28 protein-coding genes are annotated in these 24741 nt (G+C 60.8%); 19 read left to right on the top strand and 9 right to left on the bottom strand.

The genetic code is table 11. From position 1 onward, the window contains the following. Genes PVE98_RS11840 through fucP form a run of 4 tightly spaced genes read left to right on the top strand, consistent with a single transcriptional unit; the run spans nucleotide 1 to nucleotide 3219 of the window. Nucleotides 1-855, top strand: coding sequence for an amidohydrolase (locus PVE98_RS11840; protein ID WP_096072984.1), 855 nt, complete (start codon nucleotides 1-3; stop codon nucleotides 853-855). Next, entirely contained in the window at nucleotides 833-1609 is a 777-nt protein-coding gene (locus tag PVE98_RS11835; RefSeq protein ID WP_096072985.1) for an SDR family oxidoreductase, read from the top strand. The genes PVE98_RS11840 and PVE98_RS11835 overlap by 23 nt, the downstream gene beginning before the upstream one ends. After that, the gene (locus PVE98_RS11830) at nucleotides 1606-1956 is read left to right on the top strand and encodes an L-rhamnose mutarotase (RefSeq protein ID WP_096072986.1); all 351 of its coding nucleotides are present in this window, start codon (nucleotides 1606-1608) and stop codon (nucleotides 1954-1956) included. The genes PVE98_RS11835 and PVE98_RS11830 overlap by 4 nt, the downstream gene beginning before the upstream one ends. Nucleotides 1957-1992: 36 nt before the next feature. After that, nucleotides 1993-3219 carry an L-fucose:H+ symporter permease gene (gene fucP / locus PVE98_RS11825; RefSeq protein WP_096072987.1) on the top strand — a complete coding sequence of 409 codons (1227 nt, stop codon included), beginning with the start codon at nucleotides 1993-1995 and terminating at the stop codon, nucleotides 3217-3219. A 26-nt stretch (nucleotides 3220-3245) separates the two neighbouring features. Here fucP and PVE98_RS11820 read toward each other — a convergent pair whose 3' ends face one another. Further along, nucleotides 3246-4499 (bottom strand): MFS transporter, encoded by a 1254-nt coding sequence (locus PVE98_RS11820; RefSeq protein WP_096072988.1) that lies wholly within the window; start codon nucleotides 4497-4499, stop codon nucleotides 3246-3248. A gap of 435 nt (nucleotides 4500-4934) precedes the next feature. Between PVE98_RS11820 and PVE98_RS11815 the strand changes: the two genes are divergently transcribed. Together PVE98_RS11815 and PVE98_RS11810 are read left to right on the top strand one after the other, a co-directional pair. Continuing rightward, nucleotides 4935-6899 (top strand): methyl-accepting chemotaxis protein, encoded by a 1965-nt coding sequence (locus PVE98_RS11815; protein ID WP_096072989.1) that lies wholly within the window; start codon nucleotides 4935-4937, stop codon nucleotides 6897-6899. Between the two features lie 166 nt (nucleotides 6900-7065). Continuing rightward, the gene (locus tag PVE98_RS11810) at nucleotides 7066-7272 is read left to right on the top strand and encodes a DUF2767 family protein (protein ID WP_048785169.1); all 207 of its coding nucleotides are present in this window, start codon (nucleotides 7066-7068) and stop codon (nucleotides 7270-7272) included. Nucleotides 7273-7303: 31 nt separating this feature from the next. On the opposite strand, the gene PVE98_RS11805 is transcribed toward PVE98_RS11810, so the two are convergent. After that, a complete protein-coding gene (locus PVE98_RS11805; RefSeq protein ID WP_096072990.1) occupies nucleotides 7304-7591 on the bottom strand; it encodes a DNA polymerase beta superfamily protein in 288 nt (95 codons plus the stop codon). 13 nt (nucleotides 7592-7604) lie between these two features. After that, nucleotides 7605-8831, bottom strand: coding sequence for an RtcB family protein (locus PVE98_RS11800; RefSeq protein WP_033747784.1), 1227 nt, complete (start codon nucleotides 8829-8831; stop codon nucleotides 7605-7607). Between the two features lie 186 nt (nucleotides 8832-9017). On the opposite strand from PVE98_RS11800, the gene rtcR reads away from it, so the two are divergent. Then, nucleotides 9018-10598, top strand: coding sequence for an RNA repair transcriptional activator RtcR (gene rtcR / locus PVE98_RS11795; protein WP_096072991.1), 1581 nt, complete (start codon nucleotides 9018-9020; stop codon nucleotides 10596-10598). 27 nt (nucleotides 10599-10625) lie between these two features. On the opposite strand, the gene PVE98_RS11790 is transcribed toward rtcR, so the two are convergent. After that, nucleotides 10626-11189 (bottom strand): hypothetical protein, encoded by a 564-nt coding sequence (locus tag PVE98_RS11790; RefSeq protein ID WP_096072992.1) that lies wholly within the window; start codon nucleotides 11187-11189, stop codon nucleotides 10626-10628. 62 nt (nucleotides 11190-11251) lie between these two features. After that, nucleotides 11252-11581, bottom strand: coding sequence for a hypothetical protein (locus tag PVE98_RS11785; RefSeq protein ID WP_096072993.1), 330 nt, complete (start codon nucleotides 11579-11581; stop codon nucleotides 11252-11254). A 213-nt stretch (nucleotides 11582-11794) separates the two neighbouring features. Between PVE98_RS11785 and PVE98_RS11780 the strand changes: the two genes are divergently transcribed. Beyond that, on the top strand, nucleotides 11795-11974 hold the full coding sequence (locus tag PVE98_RS11780; protein WP_033747773.1) for a hypothetical protein: 180 nt from the start codon (nucleotides 11795-11797) through the stop codon (nucleotides 11972-11974). A 37-nt stretch (nucleotides 11975-12011) separates the two neighbouring features. Here the strand turns inward: PVE98_RS11780 and PVE98_RS11775 are convergent, their stop codons facing one another. Next, nucleotides 12012-12368 carry a DUF4186 domain-containing protein gene (locus PVE98_RS11775; protein WP_033747769.1) on the bottom strand — a complete coding sequence of 119 codons (357 nt, stop codon included), beginning with the start codon at nucleotides 12366-12368 and terminating at the stop codon, nucleotides 12012-12014. Nucleotides 12369-12465: 97 nt separating this feature from the next. On the opposite strand from PVE98_RS11775, the gene PVE98_RS11770 reads away from it, so the two are divergent. From PVE98_RS11770 to PVE98_RS11760, 3 genes are all read left to right on the top strand, one after another. Continuing rightward, the gene (locus PVE98_RS11770; RefSeq protein ID WP_033747766.1) at nucleotides 12466-12690 is read left to right on the top strand and encodes a YgdI/YgdR family lipoprotein; all 225 of its coding nucleotides are present in this window, start codon (nucleotides 12466-12468) and stop codon (nucleotides 12688-12690) included. Nucleotides 12691-12814: 124 nt separating this feature from the next. After that, complete coding sequence (locus PVE98_RS11765; RefSeq protein WP_033747764.1) at nucleotides 12815-13198, top strand: hypothetical protein; 384 nt, start codon at nucleotides 12815-12817, stop codon at nucleotides 13196-13198. A 21-nt stretch (nucleotides 13199-13219) separates the two neighbouring features. After that, on the top strand, nucleotides 13220-13633 hold the full coding sequence (locus PVE98_RS11760) for an N-acetyltransferase (RefSeq protein ID WP_033747761.1): 414 nt from the start codon (nucleotides 13220-13222) through the stop codon (nucleotides 13631-13633). Here PVE98_RS11760 and PVE98_RS11755 read toward each other — a convergent pair whose 3' ends face one another. Together PVE98_RS11755 and ldcA are read right to left on the bottom strand one after the other, a co-directional pair. Next, the gene (locus tag PVE98_RS11755) at nucleotides 13634-14296 is read right to left on the bottom strand and encodes an MBL fold metallo-hydrolase (protein WP_096072994.1); all 663 of its coding nucleotides are present in this window, start codon (nucleotides 14294-14296) and stop codon (nucleotides 13634-13636) included. A gap of 22 nt (nucleotides 14297-14318) precedes the next feature. After that, nucleotides 14319-15245, bottom strand: a complete 927-nt coding sequence (gene ldcA, locus PVE98_RS11750; RefSeq protein ID WP_313619853.1) for a muramoyltetrapeptide carboxypeptidase — start codon at nucleotides 15243-15245, stop codon at nucleotides 14319-14321. A 167-nt stretch (nucleotides 15246-15412) separates the two neighbouring features. Between ldcA and emtA the strand changes: the two genes are divergently transcribed. Continuing rightward, the gene (gene emtA, locus PVE98_RS11745; protein ID WP_033747752.1) at nucleotides 15413-16042 is read left to right on the top strand and encodes a membrane-bound lytic murein transglycosylase EmtA; all 630 of its coding nucleotides are present in this window, start codon (nucleotides 15413-15415) and stop codon (nucleotides 16040-16042) included. A gap of 4 nt (nucleotides 16043-16046) precedes the next feature. Here emtA and PVE98_RS11740 read toward each other — a convergent pair whose 3' ends face one another. Next, a complete protein-coding gene (locus PVE98_RS11740) occupies nucleotides 16047-16994 on the bottom strand; it encodes a sugar-binding transcriptional regulator (RefSeq protein WP_096072996.1) in 948 nt (315 codons plus the stop codon). A 183-nt stretch (nucleotides 16995-17177) separates the two neighbouring features. Here PVE98_RS11740 and PVE98_RS11735 point away from each other — a divergent pair, with 183 nt between their 5' ends. The 7 genes from PVE98_RS11735 (at nucleotide 17178) to PVE98_RS11705 (ending at nucleotide 24715) form a co-directional block, all read left to right on the top strand. Next, the gene (locus tag PVE98_RS11735) at nucleotides 17178-18119 is read left to right on the top strand and encodes a D-ribose ABC transporter substrate-binding protein (protein WP_033747746.1); all 942 of its coding nucleotides are present in this window, start codon (nucleotides 17178-17180) and stop codon (nucleotides 18117-18119) included. An 11-nt stretch (nucleotides 18120-18130) separates the two neighbouring features. Beyond that, nucleotides 18131-18739 carry a DUF2291 family protein gene (locus PVE98_RS11730; RefSeq protein ID WP_096072997.1) on the top strand — a complete coding sequence of 203 codons (609 nt, stop codon included), beginning with the start codon at nucleotides 18131-18133 and terminating at the stop codon, nucleotides 18737-18739. Further along, nucleotides 18736-20250 (top strand): sugar ABC transporter ATP-binding protein, encoded by a 1515-nt coding sequence (locus tag PVE98_RS11725; protein ID WP_333620414.1) that lies wholly within the window; start codon nucleotides 18736-18738, stop codon nucleotides 20248-20250. The genes PVE98_RS11730 and PVE98_RS11725 overlap by 4 nt, the downstream gene beginning before the upstream one ends. A 2-nt stretch (nucleotides 20251-20252) precedes the next feature. Next, complete coding sequence (locus PVE98_RS11720; protein ID WP_096072999.1) at nucleotides 20253-21359, top strand: ABC transporter permease; 1107 nt, start codon at nucleotides 20253-20255, stop codon at nucleotides 21357-21359. Between the two features lie 95 nt (nucleotides 21360-21454). Next, on the top strand, nucleotides 21455-22285 hold the full coding sequence (locus tag PVE98_RS11715; RefSeq protein ID WP_033747739.1) for a transketolase: 831 nt from the start codon (nucleotides 21455-21457) through the stop codon (nucleotides 22283-22285). Next, on the top strand, nucleotides 22278-23222 hold the full coding sequence (locus PVE98_RS11710) for a transketolase family protein (protein ID WP_033747735.1): 945 nt from the start codon (nucleotides 22278-22280) through the stop codon (nucleotides 23220-23222). Before PVE98_RS11715 ends, PVE98_RS11710 begins: the two co-directional genes overlap by 8 nt. 2 nt (nucleotides 23223-23224) lie before the next feature. Beyond that, nucleotides 23225-24715, top strand: a complete 1491-nt coding sequence (locus PVE98_RS11705; RefSeq protein WP_096073000.1) for an FGGY family carbohydrate kinase — start codon at nucleotides 23225-23227, stop codon at nucleotides 24713-24715. The last annotated feature ends 26 nt before the right edge of the window (nucleotides 24716-24741 follow it).

The following is a 24741-nucleotide window of genomic DNA, read 5'->3' as shown; positions in this document are numbered from 1 at the left end:
ATGCGCATCGACGCTCATCACCATTTCTGGCGCTACGACGCGGCGCGCTATCCCTGGATCACGGCTGCCATGACGCGCCTGCAGCGCGATTATTTACCGCAGGACCTCGCGCCGCTGCTGGCGCAGCGACAGCTGCAGGGATCGATTGCGGTACAGGCGCGGCAGTGCGTGGCGGAGACGCAGCAGCTGCTGCAGTGGGCGCAGACGCTGCCGGCTACGCAGGTGGTGGGCTGGATCGACGTTGCCGCGGCGGATCTGACGGCGCAGCTGGCCGCGCTGCACCATCCGCGGCTGCGGGGATTCCGCCATCTGGTGCAGGACGAACGCGATCCTGCCGCCTGGCTGCGGCAAGCGCGCGTGGCGGCGGGTATGCGGCAGCTGCAAAAGCAGGCGTACGTGTGGGAAATGCTGGTGACCTGGCGTCATCTGGCGGAGGCGACGCAGTTTGCCGCGCAGCACGATCGCCACTGGCTGGTACTCGACCACCTCGGAAAGCCGGATATTGCGCGCGGCGCGCGAGCCTGGGGCGAGCAGGTGGCGGAACTGGCGGCGATGCCGCACGTGGTATGCAAATTATCCGGGCTGGTGACCGAGGCGCCGCACGGCCAGTGGGACAGCGCGCAGCTGCGGCCTTTTATCGACGAGGCGCTGGCGCGTTTCGGTCCGCAGCGGCTGATGTTCGGCTCGGACTGGCCGGTCTGCCTGCTGGCCGCGGAGTATCAGGTGGTGGCGCAGCTGGCTGACGAGGCGACGGCTGCGCTCACCGCCAGCGAGCAGGCAGCCATTTGGGGCGATACGGCCGCGAACGTTTACGGCCTGACAGGAGAGAAGAATGAATCTGTTTTTGCAGGATAAGGTGGTTATCGTCACCGGCGGCGGATCGGGCATCGGCGCCGCTATCTCCCGCCTGCTGGCGGAAGAGGGCGCGATTCCGGCAATCGTCACCAACGCGCAGCCGGATGAGATGTGGCTGGCCGCGCTGCGCGAGCTGCAGCCGCAAACCGAAGTCGTGATTGCCGATCTCTGCGACGAGCAGAACTGCCAGCGCGCGGTCGAGGCGGTGCAGCAGCAGTTCGGGCGCATCGACGGACTGGTGAACAATGCAGGCGTCAACGACGGCGTCGGGCTGGAGGCGGGACGCAGCGCCTTCGTCGCCTCGCTGGAAAAGAACCTGCTGCACTATTACCAGATGACGCACTTCTGCCAGCGCGCGCTGGAAAAGAGCCGCGGCGCGATCGTCAATATCGCCTCAAAAACCGCGCTGAGCGGCCAGGGCGGCACCAGCGGCTACTGCGCGGCGAAAGGGGCGATTCTGGCGCTGACGCGGGAGTGGGCGGTATCCCTGCGTCACAGCGGCGTGCGGGTGAACGCCGTGGTGCCCGCCGAGGTGATGACGCCGCTCTATGAACGCTGGATCGGCGGCTTCGTCGATCCGCAGGGCGAACTGGCGAAAATTACCCAGCGTATTCCGCTCGGCCAGCGGATGACCACGCCGGAGGAGATCGCCAATACCACGGTATTTTTGCTGTCGCCCCGTGCGTCGCACACCACCGGCGAGTGGCTGAGCGTCGACGGCGGCTATCTGCATCTCGATCGGGCGCTGTTATGAGCGGCGCGACGGCGCGCTACTGTCTGGCGCTCGATCTGGTGGATGACGCGGAGAAGATCGCCGAGTACCAGCGGCTGCATCAGCGCATCTGGCCGGAAGTGGCAGCTCATCTGCGTCAGCACGGCATCGTCGATATGGAGATATACCGGCTTGGCGCCCGGCTTTTTATGGTAATGGAGGTAAACGAACGCTTTAACGCGCAGGATTTTGCTCAGGCGTCGGAGCAGGATCCGTACATTCAGCGCTGGGAGGCGCTGATGTGGCAGTTTCAACAGCCAACGCCCTGGACGCCCGCAGGGGAAAAATGGGCGGCGATGGCGCGAATATTCTCTTTGCAGGACCAATAACAACACTTACCGACTCTACGCTACGAGGATATAACCATGGCAATACAACGCGTCGAGACGCCGGAAAATATCGGCGTCGGGGGAACTATTAGCCTGCGCTGGGCGTTCATGCTGATTACCACCCTGTTTTTTATGTGGGGCGTCTCCTACGGCCTGCTGGATGTACTCAATAAACATTTTCAGGAGACGTTAAGCGTCACCAAAGCGCAATCGGGATTATTGCAGGCGGCCTATTTCGGCGCCTATTTTATCGTGGCGCTGCCGGCCGGTTATTTTATGCAGCGTCACGGCTACAAGGCCGGGATCCTGGCGGGATTATCGCTCTACGCCCTTGGCGCGCTGCTGTTCGTGCCGGCGGCGATGGTCAATAACTTCTCGGTCTTTCTCTTTGCGCTGTTCGTGCTGGCCTCCGGGCTTGGCTGCCTTGAAACCGCCGCGAACCCCTATGCCACGGTGCTGGGCGATGCCAGCGGGGCGGAGCGACGCCTCAATCTGGCGCAGTCCTTTAACGGCCTCGGACAGTTTGTCGGGCCGATGATCGGCGGCTCGCTGTTCTTTACCCATGCCAGCCAGCAGGCGGCGCAGGAGAGCGTCAAAATCACCTACGTGGTTATCGCGTTTGTGGTCATTGCCATTGCGCTGCTGTTTAAACGCACCGCTTTGCCCGATATTCGCGAGGCCGCCAGCGCGCATGTCCAGCAGCCCGGCGCGACCTTATGGCAGCAAAAGCATTTCGTCGGCGGCGTGATTGCGCAGTTCTTTTATGTTGCGGCGCAGGTTGGGGTGGGCGCGTTCTTTATTAACTACGCCACCGAGCACTGGCATGGCGTCACCAACCAGAGCGCCTCTTATATGCTGTCGGTGGCGATGATCTGCTTTATGCTGGGCCGCTTCTTCTCCACCTGGCTGATGGGCAGGGTCAAACCGGCCGCGATGCTGGCGGCCTATGCGCTGATCAATATCGTGCTTTGCGCCGTGGTGATGCTGGGCGCAGGGGATGTCTCAGTCGTGGCGCTGATCGCTATCTTCTTCTTTATGTCGACGATGTTCCCGACCATCTTCGCCATGGGCGTCAAAAATCTCGGCCCGGCCACCAAACAGGCAAGCTCGTTTATGATTATGGCGATTGTCGGCGGGGCGATTATGCCCTATTTCATGGGGCTGATTTCCGACCATGTCAGCACCGCCGTGGCTTATAGTCTGCCGCTGCTCTGCTTTGGCGTGGTGCTGGTTTATGCGCTGCGGCAGCGGAAGCAGGCGTAACCGCGAGGAAAGCTCTCTGCGCCTTATTATGCATCCTGCAGCCGGGTCAGGATGCGGATCCTGAAGACGTAAATAAGGACGCAGAGCATCAGGCTGAGCAAGGCGGTGCAGATAAAGACGCCGGCGCCGGTCAGCGCCAGCATCACGCCGCCGAGCAACGGTCCGGCAGCGATCCCCAGCGTCGACAGCATAGAAGCGCCCAGGTAGGCGCCTCTATGCTTTGCCGGCGCCAGTTGATCGAGCAGAATGTTCAGGTTCGGCATAAGAATCGCCTCCCCCAGGCTAAAGACGCCGGTGACCGCCAGCCACAGCCAGATTTCCGTCGAACGCACGGAAAAAAAAAGGAGCTGCGATACCGCGAAAATAAGGCCGCCCAACAGAATGCGTTTCGGCAGGTTAATCTGCGCCAGAAACCGCACAATAAATGTCTGAAACAGCAGCACGGTACAGGCATTCGTGACCAGTATCAGGGTGATCAGCTTCACCGCCGCGTGGCCGTCAAGCAACAGCAGGTACTGAGGCAGTATGGCTTCATAATGGATAAACACCACGCTGCATAAAATGCTGCACAGCAGCGCTGCAATATAGGTTTTATCTCTGGCGATAATACCCATCATCTGGTTCAGTTTTACCGGCGGCTCGCTGCCAGCCTGCTGCTCGCTCAGCAGTTTACCCGCCGGGATAAACAGCAGCACGTACGCGAAAAAAGGCAGGTAGCTCAGTCCGGTTATCAGGAAGGTTCCCTTTTGCGAGGTCAGGCCAAAGACGATCCCCACCAGCGGACCAAACACCGCCGCGACGTTAATCAGGTAGTAGCGCATTTGCAGAGCAAGCGCGCGGCGACGACGATCGCCCAGCAAATCGCTCATCAGCGCGCGCAAAGGAGGATCGACCCACGCAAAGGAGACGCCGATAATCATCAGGCCGAAGATAAACAGCCCCAGCCCGGTGGCCTGCGCCAGGATGATATATCCCAGCGCGGAAAAGGCGCAGCCCAGCAGCAGGATCACGCGGCGACCCAGCCGATCCGATAGCTGCCCGCCATACATACCCAGCACCACCGAGAACAGCGCGCTGCTGGTCATCGCCATGCCAATGGCGATCGGCGACAGGTGATAATTTTGCGTCATGATCACGGCGATAAACGGCCACGCCATAAAATAGCTAAACCGTATGACAAGCGTAAAAAAGAGCAGCGCATGAACAGTCGCTGGAAAGGATTTTAACGTCTGGAACAGACCCTGTTCCGCGCTCGCGGCAACGGCGTGTTTAGTCGGCATACTTTATCCTTGTAATGGTTTTATTAACACGCTGGGATGTTTTTTGTTATAAGTAATTAAATATTAATAAGATTATTATTCAGCTGCGGCAAGGGGAATGTTATCAGACTGTTTAATTCGTCAGCTTATGATGTGAAGACTCTCAATTGCAGCGAAATATAAGGTAAAGCGCGAAGCAGATAATTAAATGCGGAAGTAAGCACTGGTAACGATCAATCCGCTCTTCTCAATGCATATTTAACTCCTCTTATCAGTGATGCCAATCACATTAATAGCTGAAGCTATCGCCATATGAGTCGATAACACATCTTCAGCGCATCCTTTAACGCTGAGTAGGGATCATGAGTACTGATTGCGAACGGACCTGCTTTTAGCCCTCCTTTTTTTTACAACACCAGCCTATGCACGCCTTTTAATTACAGTGGAAATAATAATATGTCTGCTCTCAAGACAATGGGTAAACGCTTTTTCGGTTCAGGTTTCGCAGGCGCGTCTCAGCCCGCTAACGGTATTTTTAACTGCGAGAGCCTGCCGGCCTCGCTCTCTGCGGCAGGCCTCAGCCCGCGCGCGGCAGGGGTGTTGCTGACGTTCGTGCCGCCCGAGGCCGATTTCCAGAAGGTCAGCCAGGCCTGGCAGCGCTTTACCTCGGCGGATTTAACCGTGGTTACGCTCTCCTCTAACGGCGCGCTCAGCGCCAGCGGCAGGCAGACCACCTACTGCAAAGGGGATGGCCAGGAGGGGAGCTGGCTCTGGCTGCCCCGCAGCCTGATTGCGGAACATGAAACCCATATCGTTGACCTGCATCTCAGTGACACCCATACGGCGACCGATCGCATCAGCGCGATTGAGCGGGAGCTGGCCGCGCTGAAGCTGCGCATGCCGCTCTCTGCCGATCGCACCTTTGCCATGATCTACTGCGACGGGCTCTCGGCGTCGGAAGGCTTTTTGATGCAGGCCTGGTACAACAGCGGCCGCTTTCCCTGCCTGGCGATTGGCGGCTCGGCGGGCGGGCGCGTCACCTTCGACGGCACCTGGATCGGCGTAGGCGGTCGCGTGCTGCAGGGGAAAGCGGTGATCGTTTTCTGTCGCATGGCGGCGGGCAAATCCTTTGCGCCTTTTAAAAGCCAGAACTTTGAGCCGCTGAGCAAGAGCTGGTTAATCGCGGAAGCCGATCCCATAACGCGCACCCTGACTTCGGTGTTCAATCAGCAGGGGCAGCAGCAGCCGTTTACCCAGGCGCTGGCGGAACATCTGGCGTGCAATGAGCAGCAGCTTACCGAGCGGCTGAAAGGATTGACCTTCGCCGTAAAGGTAGGCGAGGCGTTCTTTATTCGCTCCGTGGCGAAAATGACGAGCCACAGCGTGCAATTTTTTTGTGACCTGGAATTCGGCGACCGGCTCTATCTGATGCGCGAAACCGATTTTAAGCAGGCGACGCTGCGTGACTGGCAGGCGTTTACCGGGCGCCACGGCAAACCGGCGGCGATCCTGATGAACGACTGCATACTGCGCCGCGCAGGCAACGCCGATCGGCTACACGACGCCCACTTCTTTAAAGGCATTCCCGCCGCCGGCTTCTCCAGCTTCGGCGAAATCCTGGGCGTGCCAATCAATCAGACCCTCTCTGCGCTGGTATTTTTTAATCACGACGCCAATGCGATGGCGCAATTTCCCGTGGAGTATGCCAGCTATGCGGCGCATTACGCCCAGCGCGCGCTGCGTCGCTGGGAGGCGCTGAACCGCGTGCAGTCGGGCGTGCTGGCGCGCGTGGTGAATTATCAGCAGGAGCTGGCGCCTATCGTGAAGGCGTTGCCGGTGCTGGAAGCGGCGACCCAGAGCCAGAACGAAGCGCTTACCATGGCTGAAAGCGCTATCCGCGCCATCAGCGATCTCGCCAGAGAGAGCCAGCAGGCACAGGGCCGTTTAGGCGAAGGGCTGGACGATCTGGAGGAGATATCAAACGGCATCAATGTCATTACGCATGGCATCAGCAATATCGCTTTCCAGACCAATATTCTGGCGCTGAACGCGGCGGTTGAAGCGGCGCGCGCGGGCGAAGCGGGCAGGGGATTCGCCGTGGTGGCGGGCGAAGTGCGCCGTCTGGCCCACTCGTCTAAAGAGCAGGCGGAAGCCACAGCAAGCAATATCAACGATGCGGTGAGCACCATTTCACGCATTCGTGACGTGGCCACCAATACGGTGCAAACCGCCACCTATATGGCCGAGCGCAGCATCCACGCGGCCGATACCATCGCGGCGATGAGCCATCGCACGCGCGAGGAACGCGCAGACATGACGAAACAGCTGGATAGCCTGCGCACCCTGACCGCTGGCATGGACGCCATGCAGGAAGCGGTGGCGGAGCTGAAAGTGCTGCAAACGCTCTCAACCCGCCGGTAAGGCACAACCGGCGCAGCTCTCTGGAGAAGAGCTGCGCCGATGGCGAAGCGAAGCCCTAAGCCTCAGATGCTGTTCCGCCCGCCGCAGGTTTGCGGCGCGCGACGATCCTGACTACTGTTTCTGAATACTCTTTTACGACGACTGGCGAAGCCTGACAGGAGGAGCGATGAAGCGCGATGCATTAAATGAAGATGATTACGACGAAGTCTGCCGGGTCATTGGCGATGCGGTGGTCGTGCTGGCCGAATCGGGCCATGAGACCAAACGGGAAGAGATTTCCGCGCTGCTGAAACGCGCGCGGCAGCACCGCTCCCACAGCGAGCGCGATGAGCAGCGGATGCTGGAGCACGCGATCCGTCTGGTTAAGCCTTAAACGCTGGCGGCGCCGCGGCGTGAGATCCCTTTTAAGCAACCTTGCCCATCACGGTTTTAAACAGCAGCGCATCCAGCAATGTATCATCCTGTTTGTGAGGCGGCGGAGCGAGCGTCGCTTCAGCACGCGCCAGTTCATGCTCGATAAAGGCGTGCAGCACCGGGCGACGCGGCCCGAATTGCGTCTTGCCGGCGCGCTGTTTGGCGCTAAGCAGTTCGGTAATATCCTCGAGTTGCTCGGCTTCCGTTTGCGCCAGAACAGCGCGAACGCGGGCGCGCATTGACTCGTCGACGCCGTGTAATCCCGTTTCTGTTTTCATCCTTCTTTTCCTTTTATCCTTTTACGCAGACCACCTGGCGCAGCGTGTGAACGATCTCCACCAGCGAGGACTGTGCCGCCATAACGGCATCAATATCTTTGTAGGCCATCGGTATTTCATCAATGACGTCACGATCTTTACGACACTCAACGTGGGCCGTGGCGCGGATCTGATCGTCGAGAGTAAAACGATTTTTAGCGGCAGTGCGGCTCATGGTGCGTCCCGCGCCGTGGCTGCATGAGCAGAAGCTCTCTTCATTGCCCAGGCCGCGCACGATAAAGCTTTTGGCGCCCATCGAGCCGGGAATAATGCCCATCTCGCCCTGCTGCGCCGACACCGCGCCCTTGCGCGTAATCAGTACCTGCTGATTAAAGTGCTTCTCTTTCTGCACATAGTTGTGATGGCAGTTCACCGCCTCCTGATGGGTGGCGAAGGGTTTGGTGATCGTGGCGGACAGCGCTGCCAGCACCCGATTCATCATCACCTCGCGGTTGTGGTGCGCATAATCCTGCGCCCAGCCCACCGCCTCCAGATAGTCGTCATAATGACGACTGCCTTCGCGGAAATAGGCGAGATTGCGATCGGGAAGATGGGCAATATGTTGCTGCATATCTTTCTGCGCCAGCGCAATAAACAGCGTGCCGATCGCATTGCCCACGCCGCGCGAGCCGCTGTGCAGCATCACCCAGACCCGATCGGCCTGATCGAGGCAGATCTCGATAAAGTGGTTGCCTGTGCCGAGCGTTCCCAGATGCTGGTGGTTATTGGTTTTCAGCAGCTGCGGATAGCGCTCTGTCAGGCGCTTAAATCGTCCGGCCAGCCGCGACCAGTGCGCATCGACGTCAGACGGCGTCTCATGCCATGCTCCTTTATCCCGTTTGCCTCGGCTGCTGCTGCGCCCGTGCGGCACGGCTTGCTCGATGGCGCTGCGCAGGCCCAGCAGGCTGTCAGGCAAATCGGCTGCCACCAGCGAGGTGCGTACCGCGATCATGCCACAGCCGATGTCGACGCCGACGGCCGCCGGAATAATGGCGCCCAGCGTCGGGATCACGCTGCCAATGGTGGAGCCTTTCCCCAGATGCACATCAGGCATAACGGCCATGTGTTTAAAAATAAACGGCATGCTGGCCGTATTCAGCAGCTGCTGTTTGGCTTCTGGCTCGACGGGGACCCCTTGTGTCCACATTTTTATCGGCGCGCCGGCGCCAGACTGGAGCAGGTCAAATTGAGGTTTCATCATTTTTTCTTCGTTGCTGTATGCGTGTCGTTATACATAGCGAATAGCGTGCCAAAAACAGTAATTAGTGAAAAATAAACCTAAGCGATTAAATTTAATAGATTTAAATTTACAGCGAGAATTTGCCAGACCCTGTCAGGAGCGATAATCTTATCCCGCTGGATAGGCTTTTATACAAAAGGATAAGAGATGAAAAAACGCGTGGTTATCGGCGTTCTGGGCACGCAGCTCGACAGACGCGGCAAGCGTGAACATCGCTGGACGAAGTGGCGTCCCAGCGTGGCGCTGTGTCAGCACGATGAGCTGCCCATTGACCGTTTTGAACTGCTGCATCAGCCGCGCGACCTGAGCCTGGCGCAACGACTGGCAGAGGACATTGCCACCGTCTCGCCGCGCACGAAGGTGATCCCGCATGAGGTCAGCCTCAATGATCCCTGGGATTTTGAAGAGGTGTACAGCGCGTTTCTCGATTTTGCTACGCGCTATCCTTTTGACACCGAGAATGAAGAGTATCTGGTGCACATCACCACCGGAACGCATGTGGCGCAGATTTGCTGGTTTTTGCTCACGGAAGCGCGCTACCTGCCCGCCAGCCTGTTACAGACCGGCCCAGGACAGCAGGGCGAAGCAACGCCGCAGGGGGTCTATTCAGTTATCGATCTCGATTTGAGTCGCTATGCCACTTTAACCAGCCGCTTTCAGCGCGAGCAGCAGAGCTCGCTCTCTTTTCTCAAATCGGGCATCGAAACCCGCAACCCGACCTTTAATGCGCTTATCGAACAGATTGAACGCGTCGCGCAGCGCTCAAGCGCCCCGGTGCTGCTAACCGGGCCAACGGGCGCGGGTAAATCCTTTCTGGCCGAGCGCATTTTCCAGCTGCGCCAGTCTCGTCATCAGGTGCAGGGAAAGTTTGTGGCGGTGAACTGCGCGACGCTGCGCGGCGATAACGCGATGTCTACCCTGTTTGGCCATGTGAAAGGAGCCTTTACCGGCGCGCTGGCTGCGCGCGCGGGTCTGCTGCGCGAAGCGGACGGCGGCATTCTGTTTCTGGACGAAATTGCCGAGCTGGGTCTGGATGAACAGGCGATGCTGCTGCGCGCGATTGAAGAGAAACGCTTTTTTCCCTTTGGCGCAGACCGCGAAGTGAGCAGCGATTTTCAACTGATCGCCGGCACGCACCGCGATATGCGCCAGTGGGTCAGGGAAGGGCGCTTTCGGGAGGATCTCTACGCGCGTATCAATATGTGGACATTCCGGCTGCCTGGCCTTGCTGAGCGGCGGGAGGATATCGAGCCTAATGTCGATTACGAACTGCAGCGCTTTATTCGCGACAATCGCAGCCAGATACGCTTCGATAAAGAGGCGCGCACCCGCTACCTGAGCTTCGCCAGCTCAGAGACCGCCGCCTGGCGCGGCAACTTTCGCGAACTCGGGGCGAGCGTCGCGCGGATGGCCACGCTCGCTGAAAATGGCCGCATTACCGCATCGCTGGTGGAGGAGGAGATTGGCCGACTACAGGACACCTGGCAGACGCCCGAGCAACCGCAAGCCTCTCTGCCGGTTAAGCAGGCGATCGACCTGTTCGATCGCGCGCAGCTGGAAACGGTCCTTGCGGTGTGTCGACGTTCAGCCTCGCTCTCTGAAGCCGGACGTGAGCTTTTCGCCATCTCCCGCCAGCAAAAAAAGCAGCCAAACGATGCGGATCGCTTGCGCAAATACCTTAAGCGTTTTGATTTAAGCTGGGAGGAGACGCAGACGCATAAGGAATAAACCTGCTTCAGGCCGCGCCGCCAGGCGCTATGCCTGCTGCGCCAGCACTCCCTGGCGGCTGGCGGGATACCAGCTCACCAGGAAATGCCGCAGGTGATCGAGGCACCACTCCGCCTCGTCGCGCTGCTGGCAGTAGTACATCACCGTTACCTTTTCATACTCCCGTGCGCGCTGACGCAGCGGCGACCAGCCCCAGTCCAGCACGCAGCGGGCGTAGTTAATTAACGCCTCCGGCTGCATATCGTGCTGCGTCGCCTGCTCGCGCAGGTAGCGTTCGAAAGCCTGGTCGAGGGTCAGCGTCTCGTGTTGGGCGACCGGCAGGTCGGGACGAAAGGCGAAATCGATAAAGCCGCACACCGCATCGGTGCGCTGCTGCCAGTCGCACGCCAGCGTCATAAACAGCCCATCCTGCAGATTAATCTCTTCCAGCAGACGCCGCAGATTCGCCGACTGCGCCAGCACCGCAATCTCGTCGATACGCTCTGTCTGCAGCGTAAGATCGATGCCGCACGGGTTCAGCGAACCGTCCTCGTTGCGCGTGGCGGGGAAGGGGAAATCGATGTAGCCGTTGTTATCCAGTCGCTTTTCCATGGAGGGTGAGCCTGCAGCCTGACGAGCCACGACAATAAACTATCTGGCCGCCGGACGCACGCCTAAGGGCACGTCCAGGTGATCATGGTGTCTTCGTGCGGATTGATCAGGCGGAACTGCTTATCGGACAGCCGCTGGGCATAGTAGCCTTCGGCGGTGACGGCGGAGGGGACATATTTGAAACGATCCAGCGACTGCAGTGTCCCACTCTGCACGTTAACGCCGTCGCGGCTGACGGTGAAGGCGCTGACCAGGTCGAAAATCGTCGCCTGCGTCTGCCCCATCGGCTGGCCGTAAATGGTGCTGACTTCGCCAGCGCACTCGACCCCTTTTGGGCCGGACGCGCAGCCGGCAAGCAGCGTAATAAAAGTGAAAACAGTGAGTCGCAACATATCCTGTACCTGCTTCGATCCCTGGGTATCCCGTGGCGCTGATTTTGACGCGTTGCGTCCCGGCTATTGTGATCATAGCAGGTCTGGCGCGGCATCCCATTTGCAGTTCGATTAATAGTTAAGCGTTAAACGTGCCAGAGGGTGACTTGAGTAGCACATTAAAGGTATTCTTGCCATCTTTGCGCACCAGTTGGGCGATTTAAGGGAAACTGAATGAAAGAAGAAGAAGCCAGTCTAATGATTATCCGTCATGCGATCGAGAGGCTTGAAGCGGAAAAGAAGCAGCAGGTGATCTCCTGCGTGGCGGCGATCCGCGATGTTATGCAGGGATACGACGAGGAGGACGCCTCGCTGGCGTTAATGCTGGTCGCCGCCGAGGTTGCGGCGGAATAAACGTCAGCCCGGGGCTGCATGATGCGGCGCCGGGCTTTTAACGGTTCATCTCACTCACCAGCCAGCGGTGGATCACGCTGACAATCCACGCCTGCTGCGCGTCGTCCAGCGGCTGATGAGCAGCGATGCCGTGCCACTTCGCCAGGCAGCCGCGACAGCAGGTCGCCGTAGCGTGCTGGGCGATAAACACCGGATGGCCGCGCATCGGCGTCTGCTTACCGTCATTCTTCGGCTCCGCCTGCGCCAGTCGCTGCGCGACAAAATCCGCCGCATGCCGATCGATCACCTCTGGCCCTTTCGCCAGACAGTATTCACGCTCCTTTACGCCCAGATGAAAGCGCCGCCGAAACGGCGACTGCGCCAGCCGCTGAAACAGGGCATCTTGCCGGTCCATAGGATCTCCTTTAGGAATCAATGCGTTTTAAGCCTCTTCCTGGTTTCGCTTTGGTGAGGCTGTGCTAAACCTAAAGCGAACCCAGGAAGGAGGAAGTATGAAAAAAACAGTTATGGCTATCGGTATCCTGAGCGCGGGCCTGATGCTGGCCGGCTGCGCGAATGACCACGTGCTGCACACCAACGACGGCCGCACTATTGTGGCGCAGGGCAAGCCGAAGGTGGATGACGACACCGGTATGATCACCTACAAAGACGTCTACGGTAAAGAGCAGCAAATCAATCGCGACAGCATCAAAGATATGTCGCAGGTCGGTAACTAACGACAGCTTTTGTCACACTTCGGCCCGCCCTGCGCGGGCCGTTTCGTTTTTCCCTGCCGTCTGCTGTGTTATTCTAAAAATAGTTAACTAAATCAGAGCATAACTTCGACGGAGCCTGAAGATAATGAAAGCGACTTTGCTCACACTTGGTTTGCTGAGCTGCGCCATTGCGCCCGCCTGGAGCGAAACCCAGTTCCAGATCACCTGTCCCGGCCGTCCCACCATGACCATTTCGCGCGCCGCCTATGGATTGAGCACGCTTACCTGGCCGCAGCACCATTTTCAGATTGCCGCCGGCCAGCAGCATACCCGACTAAAGGGCGGCGACAGCGTCGCCATTACCCGCTTCCGCAACGGCGACCAGCTGATCGTCAACAAAGCGAGCGACGAGACCTTCTTCGTTTACCGCGACAGTAACCGGCTGTTACCCTGTAGCCGTAGCGAAACGCGCGATGTCGACCAGTTATCGCTGGAGCCCTACGACGATCGCGCCCATCCGCACTCTTAACCTGCTTTAGCCGGAGAGTCTATGCAACTGAACGTTACCGATGCGGTCACGCATCAGGATCTGGATGAGGTACGCCTCGGCCTGAACGCCTTCAACAGCCGCTTTATCAATATCGACGAGATCAAAGCCATCGGCGTGTTCGTCACTGATGAGCACGGCAAAAAACGGGCGGGGCTGACCGGCTCAACCACCGGCAACTGGTTGCGTATCGATATGCTGTGGGTCAGCGACGCGCTGCGCGGGCAGGGCGTCGGCACCCAGCTGATCAGAGCGGCAGAAGAGGAGGCGCGCCGACGCGGCTGCCGCTATGCGCAGGTCGATACCGCCAGCTTTCAGGCGCGCCCGTTCTATGAAAAGTTAGGTTACAGCCTGCGTTTCAGCCTGGATAACTATCCGCGTCACCATCAGCGTCACTATCTCAGCAAGGCGCTGTAATCAAAAAGGCGGCTGCTGGCGCATATCCAGCGGCTGCTGCTCCGCCTCGTCAATCGCCGCCAGCCAGCTTTGCAGCGTCACCTCGACCCATGACAGATGGCCGCGCGTGGTGCTCATCAGCACCACATCGGGCCGCAGCGTGCGGTAAAACTCCAGCGACTGCTTTAGCTCGTGCGGATTGCTGTCCGCCACCAGCACCGTAATCCAGCGATGGTGATCGCGCGTCAGGGTGTCGCCGACGAACAGATAGCTGCGACCCAGCGGCGAATGGTAGAGAATGCTGCTGCTGCCTGGCGTATGGCCCGGCGTCGGCAGCAGGTGGACGTCGCCGAAGTGCGTCTCCTGCTGGCTGAAGGTGTCGTCCGGCTCCAGCACCCGGCTGACGGGGCCGAGAGAGCGGCTGTGGCAGTAGAGCGCGCTGTTGAAGCGCTGCTGGATCGCGGCGGCGCCGGGCGCCGCTTCGTGCCAGTGTGTCAGGTAGTGGCGGATCACGCCGCCCTCGTCGGCCAGCACCTCATGATCGAGCGGGTGCTCCACGCGGCCAATCAGCAGGTTGCCGCGCGGATGGCGCAGCATAAAGCCGTGCATCATTAAATCGTTAACGGCATCTTCCTCCGGAAATTCCGGCGTGGAGATCCACAAATCGTCGTACAGCGGCTTCAATGGCGATCTCCCTGAGAACGGCTTAATGCTCGGGTAATACGGGATGGCCAGTGGCCTGCAGTTCGGCCTGATGATTCGCCACGCGCAGACGGGCGCGCGTGCCAAGCGGCAGCGTGACGGTATCCGCATCGTGGCCAAAGGCCAGATCGCTTATCACCGGCAGGCCGGTGACGTCGCGCAGATATTGCCAGACGCTGGCGAAGTCAAACCCGTTGTCATAGTCGCTGAGCGCGCTGCTGGTAAAGCTGCCGGTGATGATGGCGCGCTGCCGCGCCAGGATGCCGCTCTGCTGCAGCTGGATCAGCATGCGCTCGATGCGGAACGGATGCTCATTCACATCCTCGATCACCAGAATGCCGTCGTCGAACTGCGGCAGCCAGGGGGTGCCGATCAGCGAGCAGATCATCGCCAGATTGCCGCCCCACAGCGTGCCTTGCCACTCGCCGGCGTCCGGCGTCTCGCTGCGCCAGCCAACATTGACTGTAGGCGAAGTCAGCGCCTGCCAGAAGTGCGACAGGGTAAAATCAGATAAAACCTCCGCGCCGAAATTGCCGGCCAGCATCGGCGCGCTAAAGCTGATAAGGCCGGTCTGCGCCAGCAGGGCGAGCTGCAGCGCGGTGAAATCGCTGTGGCCGCACAGCGCCAGCGGCTGATTCAGCAGGCGGTGCTGCAGCCCGACGTAGTCGATCTGCGCCAGCAGGCGGCTGGCGCCGTAGCCGCCGCGCACCGCCAGCACGATGTCGGGCAGCGCCTCGAGCTGCGCCAGCCGGTTGAATTCGGCGAGGCGTTCGGCGTCGGTGCCGGCGAAACGCTGAAAGCGGCGGCCGATGGTTTCCAGATTATCGACCTGATGGCCCGCCGCGCGCAGCCGTTCGACGCCGCGCCAGGCGGCAGGCTGGTTGTGACAATATCCGGAGGGCGAAATGAGATGGACGGAACGAGAAATCATAAGGCTATTCCTGCGGTTAGCGGGCGATTAACTGGCCGATGATGACGAAAAGCGCGACGGAAGTCACTGCGCGACACGGTTTTTTACGCAATTAGGATAAACGGTAATTTTGCTGCGGCGCGCGCCAGGTATGATAGCCTGCGACCACACTGCATCAGGATGAAAAATTGGTGAAATTTCGATACCTTGCCCTTTCCGCGCTGCTGCTGGCGGGCTGCGCCAGCGAACCGTCAAAACAGGTCGTTAAGCAACGAAACACGCCGCTTACTCAGGCGCCGCCGTCGAATATCAACGCCACCTGGGCGATGTTCACCGAAGATGCCGCCAGTCATTATGGCGTTGATGAGAAACTGCTCAGCGCCATTATTACTGTCGAATCGGGCGGTAATCCCGGCGTCGTCAGCCGCTCAAATGCGGTGGGACTGATGCAGATTAAAGCCGCGACGGCGGGCAGGGAAGTCTATCGCGTGCAGGGGCGCCGCGGTCAGCCGTCGAACGCTGAGCTGCGCGATCCGGCGAAAAATATCGATATCGGCGCCGCCTACATCAAGATCCTGCAGGAGTCGGCGCTCTCCGGCATTCGCGACCCGCTGACGCTGCGCTACGCCACTATCGTCTCTTACGCCAACGGCGCGGGCGCGCTGCTGCGCACCTTTTCCCGCGACCGCGACCGGGCTATCGCCATGATCAACGCCATGTCGCCGGACGAGTTCTACCAGCACGTTCAGAACAAGCATCCTGCCGCGCAGGCGCCGCGCTACCTGTGGAAGGTCACCACGGCGTACCGCACCATTTAACGCTTTACTCCACCAGCAGCCGCGCGGTGGGGTAATCGACGATCAGCACGTTGACGTAGCCGCCGCGCAGCGCGCCGCGAATGGCGTGCGCCTTCTCTTTGCCGCCCGCCAGCGCCACCACCTGCGCGCAGCTGCGCACCTGCGCCAGCTCCATGCCGATGACCGGATCCTCTTCCGCGCTCAGCACCGGTTCGCCCTGCGCGTCGAAGTAGTGCAGGCAGATATCGCCTACCGCGCCGCGCTGCGCCAGGGTGCGCAGCATCTCCTCGTCATAATAGTTGCCGGAGTTACGCAGCAGCGCCGACGGCTCCAGATCGCCGATGCCGACGATCGCCAGATCCACCTGATCAAACTTCTCCAGCACCTCCGCAACGTCCGGGTTGGCTGCCAGCCGCTGGCGATCCTGCACCGAGTGCTCGATCGACTGCGAAGGCAGTAGCCAGGAAGGGCAGTTCAGCAGCGCCGCGAGATTCTGCGTCAGAATCGTCGCCTGCACGTTGCCGTTGGCGCCGACGCCGCCCAGCAGCTGGATTACCCCTTTGCAGGCGGCGTTAAAGGGGTGCAGCGCATCCACCATGGCGCGGATGGTGCCGCTCCAGGAGGAGATGCCGATCAGCTCGTCGGTGCGCAGCCGCGTCTCCAGATAGTGCGCCGCCGCCGAGCCGATCGCCTGCTTGATCTGCTGCGAAGAGGCGTTTTCCGGCACGTCGACCACAATCGCCTGCGGTAGCCCGTAGCTCTGCTCGATCGCCTTCTCCAGCGCCGGAAAGATATTGGCGGGCGGCACGACGCTGATCTTCACCACGCCCTCTTTCACGCTGCGGTTGAGAATGCGCGAGACAAAAGACTGCGACAACTTCAGCATCTGCGCGATATCTGACTGCTTCATCCCTTCGCTGTAGTAAAGCGTGGCAATCTTCACCATCAGCCGTTGCTCATCCTGTTTCGCCATTCATCCTTCCTCTCTGTGTCGGCCTGGTATTGTTAACCAGGATGCGGGAAATCACAACGCGGGACATTTTGTGATCCTTTTCGCTTTTTAAACAATCGGGGTTGCGCGCCCGCCTGAAGCGGGTGCATAGTCATCTTGCATATAAAATCGCAATTGAATATTTATTCAAGCGGAGAATAACCGATGAACGCACCTCTCGTCAAAATTACCCTACTGGCTTCACTGATGGCACTCTCGACCGCCGCGCTCGCGGCCGATAAAGGCCTGCTGGCGATCATTACCCCGTCGCACGACAATCCCTTTTTCAAAGCGGAAGCGGACGGCGCGCTGGAAAAGGCTAAGGCGCTCGGCTACGCCACGCTGGTGGCGTCGCACGACGACGACGTCAACAAACAGAACCAGCTGATCGAAACCGCTATCGCGCGCAAAGCCAAAGCGATCATCCTGGATAACGCCGGGGCGGACGCCACCGTCGGCCCGGTGCAAAAAGCCAAAGATGCCGGCATTCCGACCTTCCTTATCGACCGCGAAATCAACAAAACCGGCATCGCCGTGGCGCAGATCGTCTCCAACAACTATCAGGGCGCGCAGCTCGGCGCGGAGAAATTCGCCAAACTGCTGAACGGCAAAGGCAGCTACGTTGAGCTGTTGGGCAAAGAGTCCGACACCAACGCGGGCGTGCGTTCGCAGGGCTATCACGACGTGCTGGACGACTACGGCGATATGAAGATGGTGGCGCAGCAGAGCGCCAACTGGAGCCAGACCGAGGCGTTCAGCCGCATGGAGACCATCCTGCAGAAGAACCCGAACATCGTCGGCGTGATCTCTGGCAATGACACCATGGCACTGGGCGCGGAGGCGGCGCTGAAGGCGGCGGGCAAAACCAACGTTATCGTGGTGGGCTTCGACGGCAGCGACTATACCCGCGACTCCATTATCAACAAAGGCAACATCAAGGCGACGGTGCTGCAGCCGGGCTGGGCGCAGGCGCAGATGGCGGTCGAGCAGGCGGACTACTACCTGAAAAACGGCAAAGCCCAGAAAGAAGAGAAGCAGCTGATGGACTGCGTGCTGATTGACGACAGCAACGCGTCGAAGCTGAAAAACTTTAACCTGGCGAAGTGACCGGAGGCGGCATGAAACGGAGCGGAGCGATGCTGGTGATCACCCTGGCGCTGACGGTAAGCGGTTGTACCGTGGTGGATCTCGACGCCAGCGGCAACCCGATCATGCCGAAAGATCCCCATGCGAAACCGAGCTACAGCAGCCAGACGCCGCAGCAGATCGCGGAGGCGAGCTGGCAGAGCCGGGTACTCGACGCCGCGCAGCAGCGCACCATGAGCTGGGCGGATATGGAGACCAAAAGCGGGACGGTGAAGGCGGGCGGCAGCGAAAGCGTCTTTGTGCGCGCCAGCGGTACGGTCGAGGCGGTGGACGAGAGCAACAGCCGCGAGCGCACCCTGACGCTGACCCTGAACGGCAAGCCGGTCAAAGTGAGCCTCGGGCCGGTGATCCGCAGCAACGCGCTGCGCGATGCGGCGGGTTTCCGCTTCGAGGAGTTCACCAATCAGGTGCAGTACGCGCAGCTGACCCGCGCGCTTAACCGCCACGCGGTGCAGCAGCTGCCGAAGGTCGACGCCAGCTGGGTCGGCAAACCGGCGCAGGCGCTGCTGGCGGTGGAGATGGGCCACGGCGTGGTGAATGACGTGATGGCGGTAGAGCTGAAGCAGGGAGAGGCGCCATGAGCGACGACATCATCCTGCAGGCCAGCAATATCACCATGCTCTTTCCCGGCACGCTGGCGCTGGACCACGTCGACTACCGCGTCTGGCGCGGCAAGGTCAACGTGATTATCGGCGAAAACGGCGCGGGCAAATCGACCCTGATGAAAATCCTCGCCGGGGTGCAGCAGCCCACCAGCGGCGAGCTGTTCCTCAACGGCGAGAAGGTGGTGCTGAGCAGCACGCGCGCCGCCGCAAAGCTCGGTATCGGCATGGTGCATCAGGAGCTGAACCTGTTTGAAAACCTGTCGGTGGCTGAGAATATTTTTCTTGGCCGCGAGCTGCAGCGCGGTATTCGCCCCATTAACGAAGCGGAGCAGGAGCGCCGCGCCGCCGCGCTGATGGCGCGCCTTGACCAGCCGGTTTCGCCGAAAGAGCCGGTCGGCAATCTCAAGGTCGGGCAGCAGCAGCTGGTGGAGATCGCCAAGGCGCTGGCGGAAGACGCCGATATTCTTATCCTCGACGAACCGACCTCGGCGCTCAGCAAAATCGAAGTCGAGATCCTGTTCCGCGTCATCCGCGAGCTGACGCGACAGGGCGTTACCCTGATCTATATCTCGCATCGCCTCGAAGAGCTGATGGCGATCGGCGACGTGATCACCATTCTGCGCGACGGCCGCTTCCAGGCGGAAGCGCAGGTCAGCGATATCGACGTGCCCTGGATCGTGCGCGAAATGCTCGGCAGCGAGCCGATGAGCAACTTTCTGCCGGACGGACGCACCTTCGGCGCGGCGGTGCTGGAGGCGGAGCACATTACCTGCGTCAGCCCCAACGGCAACACCCTGGTGGATGACGTCTCCTTTAACGTGCGCGCCGGGGAGATCGTCGGCATCTATGGGCTGATGGGCGCGGGGCGCACCGAACTCTTCGAGTGTCTGCTCGGCAGCGAACGCAACTACCTCGGCAAAATCTGGCTCGACAGCAAGCCGGTGCCGACGCGGCTGCCGCCCGCCGAGCGCATCCGCATGGGCATGAGCCTGGTGCCGGAAGATCGCAAGCGCGCCGGCATTTTTCCGGGCTCGTCAGTGGCGAGCAACCTCACCATCGCCAGCCTGTGGCGCCGCCTGACGCACCGCTTCGCCATCGCCCAGCAGGAAGAGCGGGCGGCGGTGACCAGCACCGTCGGCAATCTGGCGATCAAAATCTCCTCGCCGGAGGTGGCGATCAGCGCCCTGAGCGGCGGCAATCAGCAGAAAGTGGTGATCGGTCGTTCGCTGCTGACCAATCCGCGCCTGCTGCTGCTGGACGAGCCGAGCCGCGGCATCGACGTCGGCGCCAAAGGAGAGGTTTTTCGCATGATGGTGCAGCTGTCGGAGCAGGGCATTGCGGTGCTCTTCTCCACCTCCGATTTGAAAGAGATCATGGCGGTGGCCGATCGCATCCTGGTGATGTCGGGCGGCAAACTTACGGCTGATATTCCGCGCGGCGACGCGGAAGAGTCAGCGCTGGTGAAAGCAAGCGCACAGGGGTTCTGAGCATGAAAGGCAATAACGCTATGACGATGGCAGGGCAACCGGCGAAGGCGTTCAACTCGCGCGAGAGCATCATCCTGCTGCTGCTGAAGCTGCGCACCTTTATCGCGCTGTTTTTAATTGTCGGCTTCTTCGCGATCACCGTGCCGGACTTTCTCGCGCTCGGCAGCCTGGTGATTATGGTGAAGCATATCGCCATCAACGCCTTTCTGGCGCTGGGCATTACCTTCGTGATTATCACCGCCGGCATCGACCTCTCGATCGGCGCGACGCTGGGGCTGTGCGGCATGATCGCCGGCTGGTTGATCACCAAAGGGATCGTGCTGCCGATGTTCGGCATCGCCATCTTTCCCAGCGTCTGGGTGATTGTGCCGCTGGTGCTGCTGGTGGGCGGCCTGATCGGCGCGGCCAACGGCTGGATCATCACCCGCTACAACGTCGCCCCCTTTATCTGCACGCTCGGCACTATGTATATCCTGCGCGGCGCGGCGATGCTCACCTCGGGCGGCGAAACCTTCCCCGGCTTGCAGGGCAATCCGTTGCTCGGCAACACCGGCTTCGACCGCATCGGCGCCGGAACGCTGCTCGGCCTGCCGTACGCCATCTGGATGATGATCGTGCTGGCGCTGGTGATCGCCTATATCGCTCGTCGCCTGCCGTTCGGCCGGCAGGTCTACGCCATCGGCGACAACGAGCGCGCTGCGGAACTTTCCGGCGTCAAAGTGAAGCAGGTGAAAATCTGGGTCTATACGCTCTCCGGCTTCTGCGCGGCGATAGCGGGCATCGTAGTGTCGTCGCAGCTGGTTGCCAGCCATCCGGCCAACGGCACCTCGTTCGAAATGAACGCCATTGCGGCGGTGGTGCTGGGCGGCACTTCGCTGGCGGGCGGGCGCGGCACCATTCTCGGCACCCTGGTCGGCGCCTTTGTGATCGGCTTTCTCGCCGACGGCCTGATCATGATGGGGGTCAGCGAATTCTGGCAGATGGTGATCAAGGGCATCGTTATCATCATCGCCGTCATCATCGACCAGATGCAAAACCGTATGCAGCAGAAAGCGGCGGTGGTGGCGCAGAAGGCGCTGATCGAGGAGGGCGCAGAGGCAAAAAGTTAATCGGTGGCGGTGCAGGCGGGTCGTTTTGCTGCACCCCCTTTTTTTATCCCTTACGAATATATATTCGAACATGATTTTTAATTCAGAGGTGATGTATGAATCCTTTCAAACTTCCGGTCGACGAACTGCAGCGTAAGGCGCGCGCCGTGCGCCGCCGCATTATCCAGCTTAACGCGGGCAGCCCGGCCGGCGGTCATACCGGCGCGGATCTGTCGCAGGCGGATATTCTGACCGCGCTCTATTTCCGCATTCTCGACTGCGCGCCGGATCGCACCGAGGATCCGCAGCGCGACATCTATATCCAGTCCAAAGGTCATGCGGTCGGCGGTTACTACTGCGTGCTGGCGGAAGCGGGCTATTTTCCGGTCGACTGGCTGCCCACTTATCAGCATGCTGATTCGCATCTGCCGGGCCATCCGGTGCGGCAGAAAACCCCGGGCGTGGAGCTGAATACCGGCGCGCTCGGCCATGGCCTGCCGGTAGCGGTGGGGCTGGCGCTGGCGGCGAAAAAAGATGGCAGCAAGCGGCGCATCTTCGTGGTGACCGGCGACGGCGAGCTGGCGGAGGGCAGCAACTGGGAGGCGGCGCTGGTCGCGGCGCACTACGGCCTCGACAACCTGATCATCATCAACGACAAGAACAAGCTGCAGCTGGCGGGCGCGACGCGCGACATCATGAACACCGACCCGCTGCCGGAAAAATGGCGCGCCTTCGGCCTGGAGGTCACGGAGTGCAACGGCAACGACATGGCGCAGGTGGTCGAGACCATTGAAAGCCTGCCGCAGAACGGCAAGCCGCAGGTCATCGTGGCGCATACCGAAAAAGGCTATGGCGTCTCTTTTATTCAGAGTAAAGCGGAGTGGCATCACCGCGTGCCGAAAGGCGAAGAGATCGAACTGGCACTGGAGGAACTGAAAGATGAGTAATGCACAACATTTAGCCAGCGTAATGGTGACCGCCTTTATCGACGCGGTGAATCGCGGCGTGGATCTGGTGCCGGTGGTGGCGGACTCCACCTCAACCGCAAAAATTTCGCCCTTTATTAAAGCCTTTCCCGACCGGCTGGTGAACGTCGGCATCGCCGAGCAGACGCTGGTCGGCACCGCCGCCGGGCTGGCGCTGGGCGGCAAGATCGCCGTGACCTGTAACGCCGCGCCTTTCCTGGTGTCGCGCGCCAACGAGCAGGTCAAGGTCGACGTCTGCTACAACAACACCAACGTGAAGCTGTTCGGCCTTAATGCCGGCGCCAGCTACGGTCCGCTCGCCAGCACCCACCACAGCATCGACGATATCGCGGTGATGCGCGGCTTTGGCAACATCGAAATTTACGCGCCCGCCTGTCCGCTGGAGTGCCGCCAGATCATCGACTATGCGCTTGAACACGTCGGCCCGGTCTATATCCGCCTCGACGGCAAAGATCTGCCGCAGCTGCACAGCGAGGATTACCGCTTCGAACCGGGTAAAATCGACCAGCTGCGCGAAGGCAAGGATATCGCGCTGGTGGCGATGGGCTCGACGGTGCATGAGATTGTTCACGCGGCGGAACAGCTGGCGGAGAAAGGGATCTCGGCGGGTGTGATCAGCGTTCCATCCATCAGACCCTGCGATACCCAACAGCTGCGCAACCTGCTAAATCACTATCCAGCCGTGATCAGCGTGGAAGAGCACAACGTTAACGGCGGCGTCGGCAGTCTGGTGGCTGAAGTGCTGGCGGAAGGGGGCTGCGCCATTCCGCTGCTGCGCCTGGGTATCCCAGACGGTCAGTACGCCATCGCGGGCGATCGCGCCTCCACGCGTGCGTATCACGGCATCGACGCCGCAAGCGTCGTCAACAGCGCAGTGCGCATTTGCGCGGGAGCCTGACCATGGAAGACGCCCTTATTCTGGCGATTGACGAAGGCACTACCAATGCCAAGGCGATCGCCGTCAATCGCCAGGGCCGCGTTGTGGCGCGCGGCAGTCAGCCGCTGACGCTGTCGCATCCGCAGCCGGGGCTGGCGGAGCAGGACGCGCTGGCTATCTGGCAGGCGGTGAAGCAGGCGGTAGTTGACTGCCTGGCGCAGTGCGGCGGCGCGCCGGTGGCGGCGGTGGCGATCAGCAATCAGCGCGAGTCGGTGCTGATCTGGCAGCGGCGCGACGGCAAGCCGCTTACGCCGCTGGTGAGCTGGCAGGATCGGCGCTCGGAAGCGTTTTGTCGCGATCTGCGCGCCGCGGGCAACGCCTCGCGCATTACCGGGCTGACCGGGCTGGCGGTGGATCCGATGTTTCCGGCGGCGAAGCTTACCGGCATGCTGGCGGCGATCCCGGACGGCGCGGCGCGCGCGGCGGCGGGTGAACTCTGCATCGGCACGGTCGACAGCTGGCTTGCCTGGCAGCTCAGCGCGGGCGAGGTGTTCGTTACCGATCACGCCAACGCCGCGCGCACTCAGCTTTATAGCCTGCACAGCAATGACTGGGACGAGGAGCTGCTGCGTCTGTTTCAGCTGCCGCGTGCCGCGCTGCCGACTATCGTGCCGTCGGCCAGCGCGCAGGGCGCGGTGGCGATTAACGATATTCCGGGCCTGGCGCCGGGCACGCCGATTCTGGCGCGCATCGGCGATTCCCATGCGGCCCTGCAGGCGCAGCGCCGCGGCGACGAAGAGGTGGTTAAGGCGACCTATGGCACCGGCTCTTCGCTGATGATGTCGATGGCGACGCCGTTGCTCACCGATAACGGTCTCAGCACGACGGTGGCCTGGCACGACGGCGCGCTGCGCTTCGCCTTTGAAGGCAATATCACCCACACCGGTTCCGGCGCGGCCTGGCTGGGTAAAATGCTTGGCGTTCAGGACCCGCGCGAGCTGACCGCGCTGGCGCAAACCACCGACCATAGCCAGGGCATCTATTTTGTCCCGGCGCTCTCCGGGCTGGGCGCGCCCTGGTGGGATCTGCGGGCGCGCGGCATGGTGTGCGGCCTGACCGATGCGGCGACACCCGCGGTACTGGCGCGCGTGGCGCTGGAGTCGATTGTCTATCAGATCGCGGACGTCTTTTTCGCCATGGAGCAGGCGAGCGGGCAGCGGCTGTCGGCGCTTTGCGTGGACGGCAGCGCGACTGCCAACGACTGGCTGATGCAGCTACAGGCGGACGTCTTACAGCGGCCGCTGCTGCGCGCGCCCACGGCGGAGGTCTCCGCGCTCGGCGCGGCGCTGCTGGCGGGCAAGGTGCTCGGCTGGTGGCAGCAGGGCAGCGAGATGCAGGCGCTACAGGGCGGCACGCGCGTCGAGCCGCGCAGCGAGCAGGCGCAGGCGATGCGGGAGAGCTATCAGGGCTGGCTGGAGGCGGTGGCGCGCTGCCGGTTTCAGCCGCCTCAGTAAGAGCCTGATGACGTTTGAAACCTCAA

The sequence above is a fragment of the Pantoea sp. GABEPS69 genome (genome assembly GCF_045780835.1).
Classification (GTDB): Bacteria; Pseudomonadota; Gammaproteobacteria; order Enterobacterales; family Enterobacteriaceae; genus Pantoea; species Pantoea septica.
The sequence above is the reverse complement of the archived record's forward strand: the minus strand, read 5'-3'. Positions and strand labels throughout refer to the sequence as shown.

What these genes read in the sequence shown, in the direction of transcription:
- PVE98_RS11740 (WP_096072996.1), bottom strand. Translation starts at nt 16,994, where the DNA reads ATGGCGAAACAGGATGAGCAACGGCTGATGGTGAAGATTGCCACGCTT.
- PVE98_RS11805 (WP_096072990.1), bottom strand. Translation starts at nt 7,591, where the DNA reads ATGAAAACAGAAACGGGATTACACGGCGTCGACGAGTCAATGCGCGCC.
- rtcR (WP_096072991.1), top strand. Translation starts at nt 9,018, where the DNA reads ATGAAAAAACGCGTGGTTATCGGCGTTCTGGGCACGCAGCTCGACAGA.
- ldcA (WP_313619853.1), bottom strand. Translation starts at nt 15,245, where the DNA reads ATGATTTCTCGTTCCGTCCATCTCATTTCGCCCTCCGGATATTGTCAC.
- PVE98_RS11770 (WP_033747766.1), top strand. Translation starts at nt 12,466, where the DNA reads ATGAAAAAAACAGTTATGGCTATCGGTATCCTGAGCGCGGGCCTGATG.
- PVE98_RS11735 (WP_033747746.1), top strand. Translation starts at nt 17,178, where the DNA reads ATGAACGCACCTCTCGTCAAAATTACCCTACTGGCTTCACTGATGGCA.
- PVE98_RS11785 (WP_096072993.1), bottom strand. Translation starts at nt 11,581, where the DNA reads ATGTTGCGACTCACTGTTTTCACTTTTATTACGCTGCTTGCCGGCTGC.
- PVE98_RS11775 (WP_033747769.1), bottom strand. Translation starts at nt 12,368, where the DNA reads ATGGACCGGCAAGATGCCCTGTTTCAGCGGCTGGCGCAGTCGCCGTTT.
- PVE98_RS11835 (WP_096072985.1), top strand. Translation starts at nt 833, where the DNA reads ATGAATCTGTTTTTGCAGGATAAGGTGGTTATCGTCACCGGCGGCGGA.
- fucP (WP_096072987.1), top strand. Translation starts at nt 1,993, where the DNA reads ATGGCAATACAACGCGTCGAGACGCCGGAAAATATCGGCGTCGGGGGA.
- PVE98_RS11730 (WP_096072997.1), top strand. Translation starts at nt 18,131, where the DNA reads ATGAAACGGAGCGGAGCGATGCTGGTGATCACCCTGGCGCTGACGGTA.
- PVE98_RS11815 (WP_096072989.1), top strand. Translation starts at nt 4,935, where the DNA reads ATGTCTGCTCTCAAGACAATGGGTAAACGCTTTTTCGGTTCAGGTTTC.
- PVE98_RS11820 (WP_096072988.1), bottom strand. Translation starts at nt 4,499, where the DNA reads ATGCCGACTAAACACGCCGTTGCCGCGAGCGCGGAACAGGGTCTGTTC.
- PVE98_RS11830 (WP_096072986.1), top strand. Translation starts at nt 1,606, where the DNA reads ATGAGCGGCGCGACGGCGCGCTACTGTCTGGCGCTCGATCTGGTGGAT.
- PVE98_RS11765 (WP_033747764.1), top strand. Translation starts at nt 12,815, where the DNA reads ATGAAAGCGACTTTGCTCACACTTGGTTTGCTGAGCTGCGCCATTGCG.
- PVE98_RS11840 (WP_096072984.1), top strand. Translation starts at nt 1, where the DNA reads ATGCGCATCGACGCTCATCACCATTTCTGGCGCTACGACGCGGCGCGC.
- PVE98_RS11810 (WP_048785169.1), top strand. Translation starts at nt 7,066, where the DNA reads ATGAAGCGCGATGCATTAAATGAAGATGATTACGACGAAGTCTGCCGG.
- PVE98_RS11705 (WP_096073000.1), top strand. Translation starts at nt 23,225, where the DNA reads ATGGAAGACGCCCTTATTCTGGCGATTGACGAAGGCACTACCAATGCC.
- PVE98_RS11800 (WP_033747784.1), bottom strand. Translation starts at nt 8,831, where the DNA reads ATGATGAAACCTCAATTTGACCTGCTCCAGTCTGGCGCCGGCGCGCCG.
- PVE98_RS11720 (WP_096072999.1), top strand. Translation starts at nt 20,253, where the DNA reads ATGAAAGGCAATAACGCTATGACGATGGCAGGGCAACCGGCGAAGGCG.
- PVE98_RS11780 (WP_033747773.1), top strand. Translation starts at nt 11,795, where the DNA reads ATGAAAGAAGAAGAAGCCAGTCTAATGATTATCCGTCATGCGATCGAG.
- PVE98_RS11760 (WP_033747761.1), top strand. Translation starts at nt 13,220, where the DNA reads ATGCAACTGAACGTTACCGATGCGGTCACGCATCAGGATCTGGATGAG.
- PVE98_RS11790 (WP_096072992.1), bottom strand. Translation starts at nt 11,189, where the DNA reads ATGGAAAAGCGACTGGATAACAACGGCTACATCGATTTCCCCTTCCCC.
- PVE98_RS11725 (WP_333620414.1), top strand. Translation starts at nt 18,736, where the DNA reads ATGAGCGACGACATCATCCTGCAGGCCAGCAATATCACCATGCTCTTT.
- PVE98_RS11710 (WP_033747735.1), top strand. Translation starts at nt 22,278, where the DNA reads ATGAGTAATGCACAACATTTAGCCAGCGTAATGGTGACCGCCTTTATC.
- PVE98_RS11715 (WP_033747739.1), top strand. Translation starts at nt 21,455, where the DNA reads ATGAATCCTTTCAAACTTCCGGTCGACGAACTGCAGCGTAAGGCGCGC.